Raw genomic sequence first — 20,217 nt, forward strand, 5'->3', positions numbered from 1 at the left:
ATGTTACGTAATAGTCGAGTAAATCAAAGTTGCGCTGGCGCACCCCGCAGCAAGCTAGTGGGGTATTCGACTGAAATAAACTTCCTGACAAAGGATTTAATATCAATGAGCCTATCCCAAAACTTGATGTAATCTAATTATCGCTGCTACCATTACAACTCCTAGATATGATTCCTCTTTAATTTCATATCTCGGCAATACTTTCTTACATGACTCAATCCAGCTAAAGAACCTTTCTACTATGCTTTTCTTTTTGTATTCTTTCTTATCTACCTTTATTGGCCTACCTTTCCTCTTTTTCTTTCTGTTTCTTTTATTTACTGGTATATTGGACTTTATTCCTCTTTTCCGATTATATTTTCTGATTTTAACTGTATCATACATTGCATCAGCTGTCACTTTGGAAGGCCTGTTAACAGGCCTTCCTACAAGTCTCTTTATCTCAAAATTTTTAAGTGTAGGTATGTAAAGTGTTGAATCATTCTTATTTGCAGGAACAACAATAATGGAGAGAGGTAAACCCTGTAAATCTACTAATACGCTTAATTTTACTCCTTTCACTTTCTTATGGCCATCATAGCCGATATTTCCCCTTTTTTAGCCCGAATATCCTTTGTATCAGTAAAACAATGAGAGAGATCTATTTTCTTCAAGTCATAACCTTTATTTAAAAGTTCATTAAATATTTCCTGATAAATTCCATGTTCACAAAGGTAAAGATGAAACCTATGAACTGTTGACTTAGATCCGTAACGATGGGGAACATCTTTCCAAGTACAACCTGTCATAACAACGTACAAAATACCATTAATTAACTTCCTCATATTTGCACGTGGTCTTCCTATAGGTGATTTCTGTGGAGGAAGATAAGGTTCTATGGATTCCCATAGAATGTCATCAATTTCAGAGAATGACATAAAAATAAATATATAATTTTAGCATAATATTACTTTTGGGATGAGCTCAATAAGTATGACGAAGAAATTTAGCCATTTTTCGGCTTTTTGGGTATATTCTGGCCCACTTCTAACCAATTTCTGTATTAAATATAATATATGTTTGAGGCACTCAATTTTAGTTTCTTATGAGTTCTGAGGCACGGAAATTATCCTAATTTTAAATTTATTTCAAATTTAAAACTATTCCGAAGAAGGTTTATGCTACGTTTTCCTTGATAAGAACCTATCCGGTAAGTAGACAATTGCCTCTATAAAAATCGCAATAAACTTTATTCCGTGTCTTTTTGACACGGAATATTAATATTCAAATTTTTTCACTTTATTTTATTTCTTTGGTGGCCAGTTCTTCTCCATCCAGCCTGGTAGCCTTCCTGAGTCCATTGGACCAACCATAACTTTTACATTGAGTTTGTCCTCAATATCACCCTGTAGACGGGCAGCAAGACCCGGAATAACTACACTGTTATGGGTAACATCGCTCTTGAGGTCAAATCCTGACTTCTCAAATGCATCCTTCACCTTATCAGCTGTCAGCTGTCCACCTGCAGCCGCTGCTTCCACACCAATACCATCTGTGTTAACTGCAAGCAGCCAGCAGTCTATTCCGTTTGATGCAAGGTCGCTCTCTACTGTGTAGTAAGTAAGGGCGAAGTTTGTGGTAAAGAGTACAGGTGAATCTGCTGTTGGGTTTCCTACCTTATACATCTTTGAGTCTACGGCAACAGGAGACCTGGGGTCAGTGTATATTGTCTCTGCCAGGTGTACTTCTGGCATGGTGGCATATGGCTCCATGCTGTGGAGAAGCATAATGTCTCCGTACCTGATAGTAAAGATTGATGCAAGAACAGTTTCCCAGTATGATGCACTGACAGGGTCAGCAATTCCCGCCATCCAGGCAGTAAGCGGCATAGCCATGATCGGATACGCGATCTCGGTGTCTCCCATAATGCCTGCTCTCCTGATCTTCAGGAAGTTGGTGAAAGTATCCTTCAGACCTTTCCCGGTTGGGTAAGTTCCCGGATCAAGCACAATGTCCTTAATTCCAGCCTCTGCAAATGTCTTTGCAAGAGTCTTCAGGCCGTCAAGGTCATTAAACGCTGAAACAACCACAGGCACGTTATACTCGAGTGCTAGTTCTCCTACCTCTTTCCAGTTGTCCTTGTTTGCAGCATACAGCAGCGGGTTTTTACCCTTTGCTACCTCAAGTCCTGCCTTCAGGACTGCAGGATTGAAAGAACATAGAATTACAGGCAGTTCTGTGTTTTCTATAACTTTCTTGACAGCTGTTGCAAACTTTGCAGGATCATTGGATGCTGCTCTTATTGCCACACCATCGAGAAGCAGGTTACGTCCTACATAGAACTTCTTGTAATCACTGATTTTCTTCACTCTTTCAACAATGGCAGCTTCGTCCATGTTGTCTGCCACATCGAAGAACATCTTTGTCTTGTTAAAGAATGTCAGTTTGTGGCGGTACAGTACATCGTCTCCACCAATATTGGCTGCTCTTTCGCCAACACCAATAGTAACCTGGCGAATTTCAGGAGCAAGAAGCCTGTCTAGTTCTGCCAGTTTCTTTGCAAACTTCTTTTCTTTAATCAGGGGAGGGCAGTCTGTTGTCTTGCCTGACCTATCAATCAGCGTGGAGGCAAATGCCATACATGTAGGCTGACCACATTCTCCACAGTTGGTCTGAGGCAGGTACTTGTACGCTTCTAATGGGCTGTTAATCTTCATTTTTCACACCTCCGCTCCGATCCAGTTTGCAATATCCACCTGCTCCGTGTCTATGGTACCGAATAGCGTCTGGGTAATCTGCTTCAGGACAGCAACCGATGTTGGGTGCATCATCATGAATAGGTCGTTTCCTGCAATTGCAAGTGACAGACCAGTGACAATCTCCCATATAGGTCCTCTGTATTCCCTTGGTCCCCAATCAGAGTCTTCCTTAAGTGGTGATCCCACCATCCATGACTCACGGGCACCCCATGCATTTGTGGTACCTGATGACATCGGGAATGTGAGTTCATCGTCACCCATAAGGGCTGCGAGTCTGATACGCTCCATGTTTGTGTAAGCGTAGTCGAGACCGTATCCCAGAGCTGCAGTGGTCGGGTCCATTATGATCCTGTCTCTTGGGACATTGCACTGCTTCATGAGTTTCCTGTTAAGCTCCTTCTGGGCGTTCATGTCCAGCTGAGTCCAGGAAAGGACATCGTGGTCATATTTGAGTGCTGCTTCTGCAATTGCTGCATAGTCCAGGTTCAGGCTTGCAGATGCAAGCAGGCATCGTTCTCCTTCTGCAACTTCTGCTGCTCTTGCGAGGACTTCGGGGTCTTTCTGCGGGTTACCTGATCCACCGATTGCTATTGGGACATCAACAGCCTGGAGAACTTCTTCTACTGTCTTTGCTGCTTCTTTTGGAGGTGTGTCCTTTACAAGCGGGTCAGTTGAAATCAGGTGAATGGTGATCATATCTGCGTTGAACTTCTCAACGTTCTTCTTTGCCCATTCTCCCGGGCTGTCCATGACCTCATCATAATTTTCTTTGACAGCTTTTGCAAGCCCAATTCTCATATCGAACACGTCAATTGTTACCTGGTTCCTGTTTGGCATTGGCGCGTCAGGGAAGAACGGCAGGGCTTTTTCTCCACCTACCAGCACTCTCTTTCCACGGCTTCCACCGTCTGCTGATGTGTTTCCGATTGGTACTTCCTGAATCTGAGTTGCCCATTCTGCAATATTGGCAACATCAAACTTTGCAGGTATGAGATCCTTGAGTTTGGGTGCTGCCAGAGCAGGTGAAATTGCCGGAGCTGCTGGTGCACCTATGCCTACCGGGTACCCGAACATGCCTGCAATTCTTGCGAAGTGCTGGGCGAGTACTGCGCTCTCCTGCCCCAGGGCAGCGGCAAGCATGGGGTCAAAGCCGCCTCCGAGTCCACCGAGATCAATCTCAATGTCCCCTTCTATAGTAACACCTTCGAGGGCTTCTACATCCATGCCCGCGAACATGTTTGTAATATCAGATAACTTCATTTTCTTTGCCATGTAAACCTCACCGTTTCCGTAATTTATCCGTTTTTATGAGTGGCTTATAATAAAGGATATAATACAGGATGTGTTTTCAGATCTTTACCCTGATAATACAGGGTCCGGAGCAGGAATCATTCCGTTCCTTTGAATCATTCCTTTGAATCATTCCTTTGAATCATTCCTTTGAATCATTCCTTTGAATCATTCCGTTCCTTTCCTTTAATTCTGGAACAGATTCTGCCCCGTTCTTTTTATTATTTTAATTTTAATTTTGGTTTAAATCCCGTTTCAAGCTCTTAAACCGGATAAGTTCACCTGTTCTCTGTCCCGGTGATTTTCTGCATTTTTTGTGGTTTTCTGCCTGATCCACAGATTCAAAAGTAATCTGGGGTTAGAACCCCAGTTTTTTCACAATATTTTCTATTTCCACTGCAGCAACCGAATCGTCGGGTATTTCAAAGAGAGGTATACCTTTTATGTCCATTTCCTCAATTTTCGGGTCAAGAGGAATCGTACCTATCAGGTTCAGTTTCAGTTCCTCTGCCAGTTTAACGAGCTTTTCCCGGTTAGTATCTGTAACCTTGTTTGCAATAACGTGAATACTGCCTATATTTGACTCGAGTTCATCCACAAGTTCATGAATTCTTTCGGCAGTTCGGAACCCTCTTCTTGAGGCGTCAGTTACCACAATAAGATCATCAATATCCCGGATGATCTTTCGGCTGAAATGCTCAAGCCCGGCTTCTGCATCAATCACAACCAGATCATAGTTTTTAACCAGTTTGTCCATGATGCCCCTCAGGAGGTTGTTTACATAACAGTAACACCCTGATCCTTCGGGCCTTCCCATTACCAGCAGGTCGTAACCCGGCATCTCTTCAATGATCTCATATACCTTGCTCTGGAGCACGGACTCCTTATTCATATCGGGATTGTCAGGCCTTGGTTTTGTTATCTCAGCCTGTAAAAACTCCTTTGCATCCCCTATCGTTTTCACGTCCTCACAGCCAAGGGTTTCCGGCAGGTTAGTATCTGCATCTGCATCAACTGCCAGTATATACTGCCCTTTTTTAGAGAGGGAGCGGATCAGAAGAGCCGCTACCGCTGTTTTTCCAGTTCCGCCTTTTCCCGTTATTGCAATTACTTTGGTCACAGAATACCCCTTTTGATTGTTTTTCGGTTAGGCACTAGCCTTTCTTTCTCGGTTACTTCTTTTCCTTCTTCTCGCTAATGATCATCCTGTCAATGGTGATCTTTGCGTTCTTGAAGGTCAGCTTTATTCCACCGCTTGAACCGCCTGACATCATTGGCATTGCCGGCATCTGGAATCCTGCTGCTGGCATCATCATCGGAGCTGCTGCAACAGCTACTTCCTCTTCTTCTTCCTCTTCTTCTTCCTCTTCTTCAGCTGCTGCCCAGGTAGCAACTATGGGGTGGTTCTTCTCCTGGAGGAAGGCTTTCAGGGACTGGATGTCGGTTGCATCTTTCTCGGTTGCGATCTTGTCCTTAAGGTCTGCAGGGATGGTTTCATCAATCTTTTCCTTAAGCATCGAGGGGAGCCAGACAACTCTGTTCCAGCCGCCATCAGCCTGGATAAACTTCGGGGAGTAGAAATATGCAACACCGATTCCGAGGAAACCTACGATCTGCTTTCCACCACCAGTCTGACCTGCCATGGTTGAGAAACCAATGCCGTTCGGTGCCATTCCCTGGTATTCTCTGTTAACCCAGCCGATACCGTCTACTTCAGGAATATAGAACCCGACTACTTCGAAGCAGCCACAGGATGTGTGTGGTGAGTCAAAGAAGGAGTGGAGTTTTATCTTATCGAATTCGCCGGCGGAGAGTTTCTTGGCGATATCGTTGACACCAGAGTATTCACCGGTATTGGCATCGAGAAGTTCACCCTTTTCGATTGCGAACTGCGGACCTTCCGGGTCTACTTTTGCTGCTGCGCGGCCGTCGAACCAGTTGATTGCACCACAGAGGGAAACTCTGTCAGGAGATACTACACAAACGTTGGTCGGAGCAAAGGACTGGCAGAGGGTACATCCGTAGAAGACTTCCACATCTTCGTCGCGCAGGTCTTTTGTCCTTGCGTCTCTTGCCTTGAAAATTTCCTTTGCTGTTACCATCTGTTTCTCTACTTCGGCCTGGTCGGTGTAGAAGGTCACCTGCATCTTCTCAATGAAGGGAAGTTCTGTCTTGAAAAGCATCATAACAGCTTTTCCGAAGGGTTCGAAGGAGTCCATCTTTGCAGCTGTGTCCTTGGAAACTCTCATCCAGACATCGTACCTCTGGTTCAGGTGCATGATGCCCTGGCAGTAGTTGATGAAGTCGTGGACACGCCTTTCTACGACAGACTCAAGGTCAGGCTCGACAAGTTCTCCGCCTATGTTGAAGATCATTGCCCAGGGGTAGGTCTTTCCCTCTTCCATGTCCTTGAGGTCAGGACCGATGATTGTGACTTTGTCGTCTTCAATCGCATCCATGTCTGCAGCCCTGACAAGTTCGAGACCAAGTGATTTTGGACCACCGAGTTCAACGAACATTCCTTCTTTCCTTACTCTTTCTCCTTCAAACATTGGGGAAATCTCAAATGGGAATTCTGCCATTATATTTCGCCTCCTAAATCAAATTATAAAAAGTCAACTAGCTCATCCAGGGCAGCGTAGTGTTCTGCCTTGCTAAGGTTTCCGAAAGACATTGTTGCGTTCTGGATGTAGCCTCTTTCAATTGCAATTGCTTTCACGTTGCTGAAGTTCTTTGCTGCGGACAGTACCTGGTTGATGTAGAATTTCTTGAACCCTATGGATATGACCATGTCATAGTTTCCGTTTCCGTCAAGACCAGGCCAGTTGGGGTCAGTCAGGTAGAAGCCAAGCATGTGGGCGTTGATGTATTTTGCATCTACATCTTTGTCAGCAAGGGCTGCCAGGGAACTACCGGTTGCAGCAATAGGGATATTTGCAGTCTTCGAAATTTTTACCACGCGGTCAAGGATTTCCGGGTCGAGAGCCAGGGTCCCTACCATAAGGAGAGGTCTCTTTGCTTTTGAGATAAGCTTTGCAGCCATTTCAGGAGCAACGGTTTTTGAGGTGCTCACTCCGTAGGTGGTAAAGAGTTTGGTGTTCTTGGTAGTGTCAACCATTTTCAGGCCTCCTTGCAAAGTCTCTTGAGGTTGGTGGGCTGTGCCGAGACATCGAATTTGATCTTCGGACCGGAAATGATCTTCTTCTTCTTCCAGTCAATTTCCCAGCCGCGTTCTGCTTCAAGCTTCTTGAGGAGTGCTTCACGGTTAGCCAGCGGGAGATCAGCTTCGCTCCTGACGAACTTCCACCAGTCTTCAGGTACTGAACCACCAAGGTACTTCTTGTGCAGCTCCATCCAGTGGGTCAGCTTAATTGCTCTTCCCATGCTGTTGTCAGACGGACGGATGCAGGCCTTTGCCATCATCGGGATTGCTTCCTGCCAGGTTTCTGCTGTGGTCAGGAGGAATTCTGGTGCTGGTGGGATTGCCATTTCCTGTCCGTTCCTTGCATCATAGACTTTCCACTTGTCTTCTTCATAGGTCTTGGCAATCAGGGCTCTCCTGTACTTCGAGGAGTGTGGGCCAAGAACTGCAGGGATACCAAGGATGTTACAGCCGGTACCGATTGAGGAAGCTTTCTGTGAGAATGCACCCCATGCAAGTCCGCATGCACCTACACGGTTCAGGATGTAGTCTGCGATCTCGGCTAGGTTGCCTTCAAGGGTCCTCTGGGCAAAGATAGCTGCCACTTTCTCGGCTGCTCCGGTAATGTGGGCGTTAGAGACGCAGGATCCTATGTTAACGAGTCCCCCGCACTGGAATCCGCCAGGGTACCTTTCATAGAGAGTCTTGCCGTCGTCGTCCTTGAACATACCAATGTCCATTGCTCCACAGCCGGTCGTAACCACAATGAAGTTCCTCCTCAGGAATTCTTCAGCAATGTAGTAGACGTCCTTTGTGCCTTCTGCATAGTTCGGGCATCCGATGATTGCGATGATACCTGGGGTTGTGCCCATGACGAGGTTAAGACCTTCTGCACGGATTTCGGCATCAGATACCTGTCCTCTGCCGGCTCTCATCCAGCCTTTCTCTTCTGCAATCTGCTTCTGGGAGACTTTTTCGATTATGTTAAGAATTGGAATTTCCTTCTTACAGACCTGTTCGCAGCGGCGGCAGCCGATGCATATGTCATGCAGGCCTTCGAGGTATGAGTAATCTCCTTCCTTTGCAAATCCCATAGCTTCGGGTATGTCGAGTTCTTCAGGGCAGGCAATCAGGCAGGCTCCACAGTCTGCACACTTTGCGACCCAGTTTGCTAATTCCTCATCTGTTGGAATCGCAGTGATACCGGATGCATCGCGGATCGGGGCCATTTCCATGGTAAGCCTGATACAGAGTTCTCCGAGTTTCTCGTAGTCCAGCATTACACAGCCTGGAATTGCTCCGGACTTGAGTTCCTCGATAGTCTCATTAACATCTGCATCGGTCCTGTTTGGAAGCCCGAACATAATCTTTGCATTTGATGCAATGACCGGAATCTTGAGTTTCTGTGCTTCAGGTACGATGTCACCGCGTACACACTGTTCGTCCACAACAATGACATCAGGCATTCCGGAGCGGATAACCTTTAGTTCCTTGGCCATGGAACCGATGACCTTGGCATATGGTGGTCTTCTGTCGGCTTCCTTGTACCTTGTAAGGTCGATTGCGGTACAGCAGAGCCCGGCAATTTCCATCTTGTCGGTCAGGTTGTTTTCTTCCATGTAGTCCATCATGTAGGTTACACCGCCTACATTGTGCCCTATAACACAGAGGAAGGGCTTGGACTTGTCGATGGTCCCCATACCGATTTCGATCAGGGGGGCTTCGGGGTCAGCTTTCGGGAAGTCGTAGGCTGCAACCTGTACAACATCGGAAATTTCCATGCCTACGTGGTCCAGGCTACCGCTGAAGAGGGCTTTTGAGTCGTAATCGATCTCTGCGGATTCCTGTCCTGCGTGGACGGTTGCAAGCAGCTGAGTCAGCTGTTCTTCAACAAATTCCATTGCTGGCTTGACTTCGCCAAGGTTCTTGGGGCTTAATCCTGTGCTGATTGTGATGTTCGGAGTAAGGACATTTGACTGCCCAAGGTTGAGGGGTAAGTCTTCTCCGAAGGTTTCGATCAGGTGGTCAAGCAGGTGGCGGCCGTGGGCTGCGTGGCAGGCAGTACCTGTAATTACACGGAGGAAGAATTCCCTTCCGTTGTGACCCATCATGTCAATACCACAGGCACCTCTCTTGTTCCCTGAAAGGTCACAGGGCCCATAGGTACAGTAGCAGCACTGGTCACACATTGGGGTAACAACAGGCTCATAACGGTCAAGCAGTTTGAAGTTCCAGTCATCCCTGTAAGACTCGAGTCCTGGGAAAAGTGTGGGACCTGCTTTAACGAGCTCCTTTGCTTTTTCTTCAGCAGCCTCCTTTGCTGCCCCTACAATATTATTGATAGTGATCTGAACGGATTCAAGATCTTCTATAGAAAAACTCCCAGTAGTTAATTTGCTCATCTTAGCTTTACCTCCTAAATACGCTTAAAGTCACTTTATCCGACGATTCTTGAAAGTTCCAGCTATCTAAATGACTTTTTTAGAGATCGTTTTTCACTTTTTATAGAATTTACACACTCTCACAATACAAAATTAAGTACAGTAAATTAAGCAGTTAAAACTTGTATTTTTAGGGAGTTGGGAGTCCACTGCTTTTGTTTTAGACATCAAGTGGGTAAGTTCTATATTCGCAAACTTTGTGATCTCAGAAAAAATAAAAGAGATCTTAGAGACTATCCGAAAAGTTCTAAGCAATTTGTAAAATCTCAACTGGACAATTAGTGTTTATTATCCGGAATCCGTTCTTCAGTAATCTGCCGATTGTAGAAGTTACAGCAAGCGACAGCACTTCTCGGACATACTCCTAAATTACACATTAGCGACGTATTATAAATAATTTACACTTTTGTTCTGTTTAAATATAAAAATAAATAATTCTTTTGTTTAAATTTATATGTATTCTTAACAGTCATGTCCTCGCTATAATTTATTAAAAACAGGGGTGGATGGCTCAAAAAACTTAAAAATAAAATGTTGAGTTGTCCGAATTTGAGGTAAAAAGAAAGTGTCACCTATTAGCAGAACTTTTACATTAAACCAGCTGCAAAAGATAAAGAATAGCTACAGAAATAACGGATATATGATGCAAAATCATTAAGTAAATGTCATAATTTTATCGCAATTTCTTCAGTTAGAGGTTGATTGCTATTGATTTTTGTGCCTGAAATACAGAATCCAAAATATGGATTCAGAACTTATTAATTTTCTCAATGCTTAAACTGGCGTTGCATTAATTATTTATACTTCATCTCTTTTGTGTAGTTTGATGGCCGATTGAGTTCAGTGGAGTAAGAATCTTATAAGCTGCTTATTACAAACCCGGCAAAATACTGCTAAATGCTTTTTAGTTTTTAAAATGCTTTTTAGTTTTTAGAATGTTCTTTAATTTTTAATGTATTCTTGCAAAAAACTGAGTCAGTTTGCTCCTACAACTTTCTTCGAAAGATCCAGCTGTCTGAATGATATTTTTAGAGATTATTCCTCTCTTTTTCTTTATAGATCAAGTGAGTAAGTCCTGTGTTCGCAAACTTTTCGATCTCAGAAAAATAAAAGAGATCTTGGAGTCTATTCGAAAAGTTCCATGCATCCTGTAAGATTACAATTGGACAATTAGTGTTTATTATCCGGAATCCGTTCATTTATGATCGGTAATTGTAAACTTTACAGCCGCTCACAACATTTCTCGGATAGACTCCTAAATTACACATAAGCGACGTACTATAAATAATTTACACTTTTGTTCTGCTTAATTATAAAAATAAATAAAATCTGTCAGCTATTCTTCTGGAGTAAAACAATAGCAATTCTCTGGGGTAAAACACTATCTATCGCCTCTATCAATGAGGTCCTGAAGCAAATTTCAGTAAACTAATTTTTCTTTAACTATTGCCTATTGACCATGCTTTTTATTTTCCAATAGTTAGTAATCAGACATTTTGATTACATCAAAACCTGCATCAATTGACCGGTTCTAACAGGCGGTTCTAGCAGGATTGATTGTTACAACTCCGCTGTATTAATCCTGTCCAGGCTCCTACAAATCGCTGACTTTTGATAAAGAACAAAACGATATCGTATACTCATTTTTCATAAGATTATTATTAGGTAACCGATATGGTCCTTGCACATTTTTGTACTGCTTCAGGTTTATTGCTATTGGTTTTGTGCTCGATTACAGAATACTAAAAATGCATTCAGAACTTATCAAGTATATCAACAACTCTCTTTTTCTAGCGGCAGGTATTTATACTACATCTCTTTTGTGTATTTTGGGGTCAACAGGGTTTAAGCAAGGACCAGGAATTTCGGAATTATATATTACAAGCATACACAAATATACACTTTAATTTACAAACATACACTTTAATTTCTCAAATTCCAGAATCTATGTAGCATTACATTACTTCTTAAATTTCTGTCCTGCAAATTCACTGATATCTATATGTTCCGCCGGAAAATTTTCCAGCTTATTTTTAACTTATTTCTTAAAAATAATGTAAATGTCTTTTCCTATTTATGTGCAAATATTTATTTACTGTTATGCTGGTCTGAGAACCCCTTTATTTAAATATAATAATTTGATTTCATTTTGCTTTGAGTTGCAGAGCATATTCAATATAGGGAAAAAACATTGTTGAGGTAAAGAGGATTTTAAATCCGGGAGAAACAGTAATTTTTCAAGCTCCCGTTACCCCAAAAAAATACAATGGTTCGTTAGAATCTTATCTTTTATTAAGTGAGGATGAATGTACTTTAAATGCTTCTTAAAAAATAATCGGTAGATATTTATTACGTGCTGCATAAATGTAATTTTGATGGTCAATAGAGTTAAGCGCAGAGTCTCTTGCTTTCCAAAGGCCACCTATTACAAGCCCAGAGAAATTCCTCTTTGCTGTCTGGAAATCGCAAATCTGTCCATAGAAGAACTTGAGGCTATTCGTCTTTGCGACCTTCTCCAGATGGAGCAGAATGAGGCGGCAGACAGGATGGGAGTCTCCAGGAAAACTTTCTGGATCGATCTCCAGAGGGCACGACAGAAGGTGGCTGATGCTCTTGTTAACGGAAAAGCGATCGAGATTTCTGGAGGAGAATACGTTAATACTGGTGAATGCAGGGTCAATTACCTCTGCAAAGAATGTGATTATGTCTGGGAGCCGGAGTTAAACCATAATCGTCCCACAAGCTGCCCCAGTTGTGGCTCCAATCTGATTTTCCGACTGGGAGGCGATGGAAAAGGAAAAAGGTTTATTGAGAATAATTACTGTTGCCCTAAAGAAAAAGAAGGAAGCAGGAACACCCGTGAAGGAAGCAAATAAAGTAACAACAATAGCTATACCATCGATGAGTGATTCCAGACTTGAGCCTGGAATATCTGCCTATTCTGGCTCATGTAAATCTTCTACAAATCAGGGGTCTGCAGGATATGCAGGCAGGGTTTCTATGCGGTTCAGGATTTTAACGATGGAATACTCTACCTGTAACTATCAGAGCGTCTCCGGGAAAATGAACTACTAATTTCAATGTTGAAATAACTGATCTTTATACCCAGCACACGTTGACTCTAAATTTACTGCAAATTTGCGACATTACAACATTTGAGTTTTCCTGACATGCTTGTAACCACCCCTTAACTATTTTAAAATATTATGAAAAGATTTCTCTCAGTCTTTACTTTTACTTTCAGCTTATTTCCTTTTGACCTCCCACCTATTCTTCAACCTGCTGCTATTATGCTGCATATATGCTCTTGATTATTGATTGACTTCCCACTTCCCACAGAAACAATTTAAAGGAAGTGCTTTTAATCCTTCAGGATAAATTACTAAGGCAGGTGAACTGTATGAGAATAGCAGTATGCGGAAAAGGAGGAAGCGGAAAGAGCACTATTTCTGCTCTCCTGGCAAAGCAGATGGCAAAAAAGAAAAATGTGCTTGTGCTTGATATTGACGAGTCCAATTACGGGCTGCACAGCCAGCTTGGATTGAAAGCTCCACGGGACCTCATGGAATATTTCGGAGGAAAGAAGGGTTTTAAGGAAAAACAGAAGGAAGCTCCGAAAAAAACACAGTTCTGGGGGCTTGCAGCTAACGGGGAAACCTCCGGGCAGAAAGTGCAGCAGCAGTCCAGATTTTTCGATAAAAGATGGAATTTCTCCGACCTGCCTCCGGAATTTGTGGAGGAAAAAGGCAATCTGAAGCTCATGGCTGTTGGCAAGATCCATAATTATGGAGAAGGCTGTGCCTGCCCCATGGGAGCACTGACGAGGGAGTTTCTTGAAAACTTGGACCATGGGAAAGATGATATTGTTATCGTAGATACCGAAGCCGGAACCGAGCATTTCGGTCGCGGGGTTGATAAGGACTTTGACCTCATCATTGTAGTCATTGATCCCTCTTACGAATCCCTCAAACTTTCCAAGAAGTTCGATGAGTTTGGAGGGCAGTGCGGTTGCAGCGTCTACTTCGTGCTTAACAAAGTCGAGCCGGATATAAGGGAAGAAATGCTGGCTTCCGTCAATTGTGTGAATGTCGTGGCTGAAATCCCCGCAAAAAGGGAACTTTTCAAAGCATCACTTAAAGGTGAGGAATTCGACCTTGAACTCGAAGAAATCATAAAGCTTGCAGAGTTTCTGGAAAATTATAAAGCCATTAATTAATGGGATTTGAGGACGGGAGTAGGAGGACATTTTCTGTTTTTCTATTCTTTCCTTATTGCTGGACTTTCTACGTATCACAGCTGGCTGAACCCTGAAACTCTTTGAACTCTTACTTCTTTTGTTAAATTCTTACTTAGCAGCTCAGGTCCACAGTTATCCTTACTGCGTCGTAGTTAACTACAGGTTTCTTTTACATTACAGGACCTTTTGTTTCTTCAAATTCCAGAAGTCCAATTCTTTTCAGATACTTTACATCGTTTGAAACGTTGGGCTGACTGTGGTTAAGAAGTCGAGCGAGTTCGCTGATGGATTCCGGTTTTTTCTCCCGGATTGTGTGAAGCAGGCGGATGCGTTCACTTGTCAGGATTTTTGCGACGTCATCAGGAGTACGGGCTGCAATACTTGTTTTCTGCTTTCCGACTATTTTTCCAGTCTTAAGATCTTCAAAGAGCTGGTTAAGATGGTCTCCGTAAGCATCGTCGGACATAACTTTAATTTCAATATCTTTTAATTTCATCTATGAACCGCCTGTTTTGTTTTATAAGATTGAGAATTTCTTTGTAGATTTGCTTTGAGGATATAAATTCAAATTCAATTGGCTGATCATTAAAGAGATGTTTATGGTCTCTTTTTATGCCCTGTTATAACGTGAGCATTATCAATTCTTATAATTGGTCTCCATGCGGAAGATGAAAGTTTGACTCTGTAACTCAATTTTTAATGCTGAAGTTTCTGAACGAAATTTCGGAACGAGTATCCGAAAGTATATTATTGATCGTGTTATTTTGAGTAATACAAAAGTTTTACCTGGTGTGCGGATAGCAGGTTTTATCTGCCTGATCTGCTTTATGACTTCAAATTTATTGATTCGGATTGGTATATAATTATTTTCAAACTGATATTAAATTTAATTAGTTGTGTTTTTCTCATCTAAACACTGGAGACAGTTATTATGACGATGCGTGAGTATATGCTTGGAAACGTGGCTATTGCCAGAGGGCTTCTGGAAGGCGGTGTGCAGGTCATTGCAGGCTACCCTGGCACTCCTTCTTCAGAGATTATAGACACGCTCGCTTCCCGCGAGGACAGAGATTATCATATAGAGTGGTCGGTTAATGAAAAGGTTGCAATGGAAGTTGCAGTCGGGGCTGCCTGGACAGGTGTCAGGTCTGTCGTGACAATGAAGCATGTCGGGTTAAATGTTGCAGCCGACCCTTTTATGACCCTTGCCTATGCAGGTACAAAAGGCGGGCTGATCGCAATTGTTGCCGATGACCCTTCCTGCCACTCCTCCCAGAACGAGCAGGATACAAGGCGCTATGCCCAGTTTGCCCTTGTGCCCTGTTTTGACCCTTCAACCCCCCAGGAAGCCAAAGATATGCTTCCCTATGCTTTTGAGTTTTCGGAAAAGTTCGAAATCCCTGTTATTTTCAGGCCCACTACCCGGATCTCACATGGAAAGTCGGATATTGAGCTGGGAGAAATCCCTGTAGAAAAGGCGGTTCCGCATTTTGAAAAACTGCTTGACCGCTGGGTAATGCTTCCCAAGAATGCCCGCCCCCGCCACACTCATATCCTTTCTATCCAGCAGGCAATGGAAGACGAACTTGCAGAGTCTCCCTGGAATTCCCTTGAAATTAAACCCGGGGCAAAGATGGGAGTAATAGGTTCAGGAATCGCATCCGTTTATGCAAAAGAAGCCCTTCGGGAACTCGGGTTTGAAGCTTCTTTCCTGAAAATAGGGACCTATCCTGTCCCTAGAAAGCTTATCCTGGAACTGCTAAGCACAGTTGACACGGTTCTCATTTTTGAAGAGCTCGAACCGGTTGTCGAAGAACAGGTAAGAATACTTGCCCAGGAAGCCGGGCTTGAAGTTTCCGTTCTCGGAAAAGAAGGAGGTTTTGTTTCGCGGGAAGGTGAACTGGATGTTAGCGCCTTCCTTGAAGCCCTCAGGAAAGCTTTTGACCTGGATATAGAGCCCGACTCCGGAAAAGTCCCCCTTGAACTTGCACCTCGCCCTCCTTCTCTCTGTGCAGGGTGTTCCCACAGGGCGACCTTTTATTCCATGAAAAAAGTTTTCGGAAAGGACGCTATTTACCCGAGTGACATCGGCTGCTATACCCTTGGGATCCAGAGCGGGACCGTTGAGACAACGCTCTGCATGGGTTCAAGCATAAGCATTGCGTCGGGGCTTTACCATGCAGGGGAAAAGCGCCCCATCTGCTGTTCTATAGGGGACTCGACTTTTTTCCATACAGGCATGAATTCTCTCCTGAATGCAGTCTTCAATAAAGCCAATATTACGGTCACCATCCTTGATAACCGCATAACTGCAATGACAGGCCATCAGCCAAATCCGGGAGTCGGCTTTACGGTTACCGGAGAGCCTACAGTTGAGGTTTCGCTTGCCGAGCTCTGTAAAGCAATGGGTGCAGGGTTTGTAACTGTAGTTGACCCTTACAATCTTGAAGAGACCCAGGAAGCTTTCAAAGCCGCAAAGGAATTTGAAGGGACAGCCGTGGTCATTGCAAAACAGCCCTGCGTGATCTCCGGAAAAAGGGCAGGGATCAAAAGAGTCCCTTATATCGTTGACCCTGAAAAGTGTGAAGGCTGCAAGCAATGTGTTAAATTCGGCTGCCCGGCAATTGAGTTTGATGAAGAAAATAAGTGTGCTGTGATTACTGCTATATGCAGCGGATGTGGAGTCTGTATGCAGATATGCAGGTTTGAAGCTATCAAGGAGGTGAAGAGATGAGCAAGGGGGAGAAGAAACTCGACCTCCTTATCACAGGAGTCGGCGGGCAGGGTGCAATCCTTGCATCTGATATCATCGGAAAAGCTGCAGTCATTTCAGGGCTTCCTATCCGTGCAGCAGAGACTCACGGCATGGCACAGCGCGGAGGCTCGGTTGTAAATCACATAAGGCTTGGAACCGATCTGGGATCAATGATCCCTAAAAAAGGCGCAGATATTATGCTCGCCCTTGAGCCAATGGAAGCTGTCAGGTATCTTGATTTCCTGAAGGACGGCGGGGTAATTATAGTGAATACGCAGCCAATAGTCCCTGTTACCGTTACTTCAGGCATTGCAAAATACCCTGATGTCCGGGAAATCCTTGACGCCCTTTCTGAAAAATACATTGTTAAAGCCTTTAATGCAGACGAACTGGCTCATGAAGCCGGGAGCAGGCTTGCAATGAATGTGGCAATGGTCGGGGCAGTTTCCGGCTATCTGCCTATTTCAAAAGATGCTCTGCTTGAGAGTGTTAAAGCACTTGTGCCGCAAAAAACGGTTGAAACCAATATCAGGGCATTTGAAATGGGAAGGAGAAAAGTAGAGGAAAACTGAAAGTTGGAAAACTTTAGTTTTCTACTTTTTCTCTATTTTGTTTTATATATTTACATAAATAATTTTCTTATCTTAAGCATCTCTTATAATTATAAAATATGAAGTTTTTTGTAATTAAAGACCAGGTTTTTAATTTAATAGTAAAAAATACATTCAATTAATATGGAATTAACTTTATAGAGTGCATTACTAAATTCTATGACCCTTAAGTGAAAACGAAGGAGATAATGGTGGATGGAACAGATAAAAAACTGTTTAATTGATTATTTGAAAGCCAATTCTTTTATGGATAAAGATACTCACCTGGAAGACAGCGATTCTCTTACTCAAAACGGCATTATAGATTCGATTGGCCTTCTGGAACTAATAGACTATATTACTGAGAAATACTCTATCGAAATCCCAGAAGAAATGTTGACACCGGAAAATTTTGACACTCTACAGGGAATTAGCAATATGATACAAAAACTGGCGAAGTAAAAAGAAGTGAAAAATATGCGAATTGATGCGTATATCTCAGAATTCGCCAGAAAAACTCCTCAAAGCATTGCCCTTGAAGACAGCAAAAACTCGGTTTCCTATGGCTGTCTTGAGAAAGACATTAGTGATATAGCTTTATATCTGAAGGATTTTAAGCGTTCTAGGTTTACAATACTTGCAGAATCCGGTATACAGTATATAAAACTTCTCCTGGGTGTATACAGGTCTGAAAATATCGCAATCCCTCTGCCAATAGAATTTCCCAGGTTCAATCTTGAACGAATTCTTGATTCTGCCCATGTCAACAATATAATTACAACAGATACTCAGTACTCAAGGTTTGGGAAGAACTTTTTTGAGCGCTTCGGAACTGTCATTGTTACTTATAATGATATGTCAGTAAACATCCTTCGTAAGGATATTAAAGACGAAACCAACAATCCTGAACTGAGATTGGTCCTCTATACTTCCGGCACAACAGGTACTCCAAAAGGGGTCATGTTGAGTGACAGGAACCTGATAGCAAACGGAGAATCAATAATAGGAGTGCTTGGCATAACTTCTGAAGACAAAGGAGCGCTTGTGATATCTCCGCACCACGCTTTTGGAAACTCTATTCTCAATTCCCATCTGATGGCTGGAGGTTCTATCCGAATAGGAACAATGAATTTTATGAATTCTGTTTTTAATCTGATAGGATCAGGAGTATCAATTTTTTATGGAGTGCCCAGCACCTATCGCATGCTTCTCAAATATCCGGATAGCTTCAGGCAAGCTTTTACCGGTGTCAGAACCGCTGCTTCAGCAGGCGGAGGTATGGATAAGTCAATCGTAAAAGAAATCCGAGAGCTTGCTCCGTGGCTTGAAATTCTGCCAATGTATGGGCAGACTGAAGCTACGGCAAGGCTTGCCTATGTGCCGGCAGAAGACGTAGACAAATTTATTGATACAATAGGAAAAGCAATTCCTGGAGTTACTCTGGACGTCTTTGACTCTGAGTGCAGATCAGTAGAGCCAAACATAGAGGGCGAGCTGGTCGCCAGAGGAGAAAATATCCTGCTAGGTTATCTTGGTGATGAAATTGCTACTAAGAGTAAGGTTGTAAATGGATGGCTTCATACAGGAGATCTTGCGCAAAAATTGCCCAATGGATATATCCGGCTGCTTGGGCGCAAAGATGACATTATAAAAATCGGGGACCATCGTGTGAATCCCAGAGAAATTGAAAGATATATTGAGGAGAATAATAGGGTCTCCAGGGTTTTTGTTGTGCCTGTATCTCACGAACTTATGGGGACTGCTATCAGCCTGATGGTTATGCCTGCGGAAGGGACAGAAATTGAAGCCCTTTATGCTTTTTGCAGGAAGAATTTTCCAGGTTATCTCTGCCCAAGAGAAATACTTTTTATCGATCATATCCCGTTGAGCGAGAACGGGAAAATATCCAATAGGTCAATAATAGAGGAATACCGGCATGTCAAAAATAGTATGTAAAAAATGTATTCTGGATTCTGATATTCCAGGTATAACTATTAATACGGAGACTGGTCTCTGCCATTTTTGTGAAACTTATGCCCCTCTTTCTCCTCAGGAAAAGGGCGAGTATTTGGCAAAAATTGAAGAACTTTTTGAAAAAAACCGGGGGAAAGGCGACTACGATGTTATCTATGCACTTTCCGGTGGGAAAGACTCCTCTTACACTCTTTACAAACTCAAAAAAGATTATCCTTTCCTGAAGGTTCTTGCTGTCCAGTTTGATAACGGATTCATTTCCGAAGGCGTAGTAAAAAACGCAAAAAAAATATGCAAAATAACAGACTCAGACTACTACCAGCTTACAATGCAAAATAAGATTCTTTATGACATTTTCCGAAAGGCGGCCGAATCATATGATGCGTTTCCAAAGTTCGCGAAGTATAGAGCCAGCGACATATGCAATATCTGTATAACTATCATCAAACAGAAAATGATAGAGCAGGCAATTGTTCAGAAAGCACCCTTTATTGTATTTGCTTTCACGGCCGGGCAGTCTCCAAACCCCATAATAAACCTTTCACCTAATTTTATAAAATGGTCCAGAAGCATGTTTGAAGCACAGCTTCAAAAGATAGGCGCCCATGACAGGGACGAACTTTTCCTGGTCAAAAATAAAATTATTGAAGACCTGAAGGAAAGTGCTCCGAGTATCCTTCACCCACTTTGTCTATGGGAATATAGCGAGGATAAAGTACTTGAGACACTTCTGGAGATCGGATGGGAACCACCTGGAATCAATGACAGTAATTCAACAAACTGTACATTAAACTCTTTTAGCTGCTATAATCACCTGGAAAAATATGGGTTCCATCCATATACCTTTGATATAGCAGGGCTTGTCAGAAGTGGAGAAATGTCAAGGGAAGAAGGGCTTGAAAAAATTAACCAGGAACTTTCAAGACCATTAATAGAAGAAGCTGCAAAGAAGCTTAATTTGAATCTCAAAGAAGCTTAAGTTGAATTTTAAAAGAACTCAAAATAAACACTCAAATCCTTTTAATTGAACATTAAAATCACTTCAGGAGA

17 protein-coding genes are annotated in these 20,217 nt (G+C 42.9%); 8 read left to right on the plus strand and 9 right to left on the minus strand.

Annotation, left to right across the window (positions count from 1 at the left end):
- Window positions 1–111 precede the first annotated feature (111 nt).
- The 8 genes from M886_RS07910 to cdhA all read right to left on the minus strand — a co-directional run bounded on the left by M886_RS07910 (window position 112) and on the right by cdhA (window position 9,572).
- Window positions 112–561, minus strand: coding sequence for an IS5/IS1182 family transposase (locus M886_RS07910; RefSeq protein WP_053228875.1), 450 nt, complete (start codon window positions 559–561; stop codon window positions 112–114).
- On the minus strand, window positions 558–917 hold the full coding sequence (locus M886_RS07915) for a transposase (protein ID WP_048050998.1): 360 nt from the start codon (window positions 915–917) through the stop codon (window positions 558–560). Before M886_RS07915 ends, M886_RS07910 begins: the two co-directional genes overlap by 4 nt.
- A gap of 366 nt (window positions 918–1,283) precedes the next feature.
- Window positions 1,284–2,696, minus strand: coding sequence for an acetyl-CoA decarbonylase/synthase complex subunit gamma (gene acsC / locus M886_RS07920; RefSeq protein WP_011032640.1), 1,413 nt, complete (start codon window positions 2,694–2,696; stop codon window positions 1,284–1,286).
- A 3-nt stretch (window positions 2,697–2,699) separates the two neighbouring features.
- Window positions 2,700–4,010 (minus strand): CO dehydrogenase/acetyl-CoA synthase subunit delta, encoded by a 1,311-nt coding sequence (gene cdhD / locus M886_RS07925; RefSeq protein WP_011032639.1) that lies wholly within the window; start codon window positions 4,008–4,010, stop codon window positions 2,700–2,702.
- Between the two features lie 376 nt (window positions 4,011–4,386).
- The gene (locus M886_RS07930; RefSeq protein WP_048037214.1) at window positions 4,387–5,148 is read right to left on the minus strand and encodes an ATP-binding protein; all 762 of its coding nucleotides are present in this window, start codon (window positions 5,146–5,148) and stop codon (window positions 4,387–4,389) included.
- Between the two features lie 52 nt (window positions 5,149–5,200).
- Window positions 5,201–6,610: a CO dehydrogenase/CO-methylating acetyl-CoA synthase complex subunit beta gene (gene cdhC, locus M886_RS07935; RefSeq protein ID WP_048037213.1), complete on the minus strand. Its 1,410-nt coding sequence runs from the start codon at window positions 6,608–6,610 to the stop codon at window positions 5,201–5,203.
- A 23-nt stretch (window positions 6,611–6,633) separates the two neighbouring features.
- Window positions 6,634–7,146: a CO dehydrogenase/acetyl-CoA synthase complex subunit epsilon gene (gene cdhB / locus M886_RS07940; RefSeq protein ID WP_048039726.1), complete on the minus strand. Its 513-nt coding sequence runs from the start codon at window positions 7,144–7,146 to the stop codon at window positions 6,634–6,636.
- A gap of 2 nt (window positions 7,147–7,148) precedes the next feature.
- Complete coding sequence (gene cdhA / locus M886_RS07945) at window positions 7,149–9,572, minus strand: CO dehydrogenase/acetyl-CoA synthase complex subunit alpha (protein ID WP_048039728.1); 2,424 nt, start codon at window positions 9,570–9,572, stop codon at window positions 7,149–7,151.
- A gap of 2,414 nt (window positions 9,573–11,986) precedes the next feature.
- Between cdhA and M886_RS19500 the strand changes: the two genes are divergently transcribed.
- From M886_RS19500 to M886_RS07960, 3 genes are all read left to right on the plus strand, one after another.
- Window positions 11,987–12,487 (plus strand): DUF134 domain-containing protein, encoded by a 501-nt coding sequence (locus M886_RS19500; protein WP_048037210.1) that lies wholly within the window; start codon window positions 11,987–11,989, stop codon window positions 12,485–12,487.
- Window positions 12,471–12,686 carry a hypothetical protein gene (locus M886_RS07955; protein WP_048037208.1) on the plus strand — a complete coding sequence of 72 codons (216 nt, stop codon included), beginning with the start codon at window positions 12,471–12,473 and terminating at the stop codon, window positions 12,684–12,686. The genes M886_RS19500 and M886_RS07955 overlap by 17 nt, the downstream gene beginning before the upstream one ends.
- A gap of 325 nt (window positions 12,687–13,011) precedes the next feature.
- Complete coding sequence (locus M886_RS07960; RefSeq protein WP_048050999.1) at window positions 13,012–13,827, plus strand: ATP-binding protein; 816 nt, start codon at window positions 13,012–13,014, stop codon at window positions 13,825–13,827.
- A gap of 190 nt (window positions 13,828–14,017) precedes the next feature.
- Here the strand turns inward: M886_RS07960 and M886_RS07965 are convergent, their stop codons facing one another.
- Window positions 14,018–14,344, minus strand: coding sequence for an HVO_A0114 family putative DNA-binding protein (locus M886_RS07965; protein ID WP_048051000.1), 327 nt, complete (start codon window positions 14,342–14,344; stop codon window positions 14,018–14,020).
- A gap of 435 nt (window positions 14,345–14,779) precedes the next feature.
- Here M886_RS07965 and iorA point away from each other — a divergent pair, with 435 nt between their 5' ends.
- The 5 genes from iorA to M886_RS07990 all read left to right on the plus strand — a co-directional run bounded on the left by iorA (window position 14,780) and on the right by M886_RS07990 (window position 20,146).
- Window positions 14,780–16,582, plus strand: a complete 1,803-nt coding sequence (gene iorA, locus M886_RS07970; protein WP_048051001.1) for an indolepyruvate ferredoxin oxidoreductase subunit alpha — start codon at window positions 14,780–14,782, stop codon at window positions 16,580–16,582.
- Complete coding sequence (locus tag M886_RS07975) at window positions 16,579–17,175, plus strand: indolepyruvate oxidoreductase subunit beta (protein WP_048051002.1); 597 nt, start codon at window positions 16,579–16,581, stop codon at window positions 17,173–17,175. The genes iorA and M886_RS07975 overlap by 4 nt, the downstream gene beginning before the upstream one ends.
- Window positions 17,176–17,460: 285 nt before the next feature.
- A complete protein-coding gene (locus M886_RS07980; protein WP_235203897.1) occupies window positions 17,461–17,655 on the plus strand; it encodes a phosphopantetheine-binding protein in 195 nt (64 codons plus the stop codon).
- 15 nt (window positions 17,656–17,670) lie between these two features.
- A complete protein-coding gene (locus M886_RS07985) occupies window positions 17,671–19,149 on the plus strand; it encodes a class I adenylate-forming enzyme family protein (protein ID WP_048042195.1) in 1,479 nt (492 codons plus the stop codon).
- The gene (locus tag M886_RS07990) at window positions 19,130–20,146 is read left to right on the plus strand and encodes a hypothetical protein (protein WP_048042194.1); all 1,017 of its coding nucleotides are present in this window, start codon (window positions 19,130–19,132) and stop codon (window positions 20,144–20,146) included. Before M886_RS07985 ends, M886_RS07990 begins: the two co-directional genes overlap by 20 nt.
- Window positions 20,147–20,217 lie beyond the last annotated feature (71 nt).

This window comes from Methanosarcina soligelidi (assembly GCF_000744315.1).
GTDB lineage: Archaea > Halobacteriota > Methanosarcinia > Methanosarcinales > Methanosarcinaceae > Methanosarcina > Methanosarcina mazei.

Bases quoted from the DNA above. Each gene is read 5' to 3' on its own strand.
- M886_RS19500 (WP_048037210.1), top strand. From the start codon at position 11,987: ATGGTCAATAGAGTTAAGCGCAGAGTCTCTTGCTTTCCAAAGGCCACC.
- M886_RS07915 (WP_048050998.1), bottom strand. From the start codon at position 917: ATGTCATTCTCTGAAATTGATGACATTCTATGGGAATCCATAGAACCT.
- M886_RS07975 (WP_048051002.1), top strand. From the start codon at position 16,579: ATGAGCAAGGGGGAGAAGAAACTCGACCTCCTTATCACAGGAGTCGGC.
- cdhB (WP_048039726.1), bottom strand. From the start codon at position 7,146: ATGGTTGACACTACCAAGAACACCAAACTCTTTACCACCTACGGAGTG.
- M886_RS07960 (WP_048050999.1), top strand. From the start codon at position 13,012: ATGAGAATAGCAGTATGCGGAAAAGGAGGAAGCGGAAAGAGCACTATT.
- M886_RS07980 (WP_235203897.1), top strand. From the start codon at position 17,461: ATGGATAAAGATACTCACCTGGAAGACAGCGATTCTCTTACTCAAAAC.
- cdhD (WP_011032639.1), bottom strand. From the start codon at position 4,010: ATGGCAAAGAAAATGAAGTTATCTGATATTACAAACATGTTCGCGGGC.
- M886_RS07990 (WP_048042194.1), top strand. From the start codon at position 19,130: ATGTCAAAAATAGTATGTAAAAAATGTATTCTGGATTCTGATATTCCA.
- M886_RS07985 (WP_048042195.1), top strand. From the start codon at position 17,671: ATGCGAATTGATGCGTATATCTCAGAATTCGCCAGAAAAACTCCTCAA.
- M886_RS07965 (WP_048051000.1), bottom strand. From the start codon at position 14,344: ATGAAATTAAAAGATATTGAAATTAAAGTTATGTCCGACGATGCTTAC.
- cdhA (WP_048039728.1), bottom strand. From the start codon at position 9,572: ATGAGCAAATTAACTACTGGGAGTTTTTCTATAGAAGATCTTGAATCC.
- iorA (WP_048051001.1), top strand. From the start codon at position 14,780: ATGACGATGCGTGAGTATATGCTTGGAAACGTGGCTATTGCCAGAGGG.
- acsC (WP_011032640.1), bottom strand. From the start codon at position 2,696: ATGAAGATTAACAGCCCATTAGAAGCGTACAAGTACCTGCCTCAGACC.
- cdhC (WP_048037213.1), bottom strand. From the start codon at position 6,610: ATGGCAGAATTCCCATTTGAGATTTCCCCAATGTTTGAAGGAGAAAGA.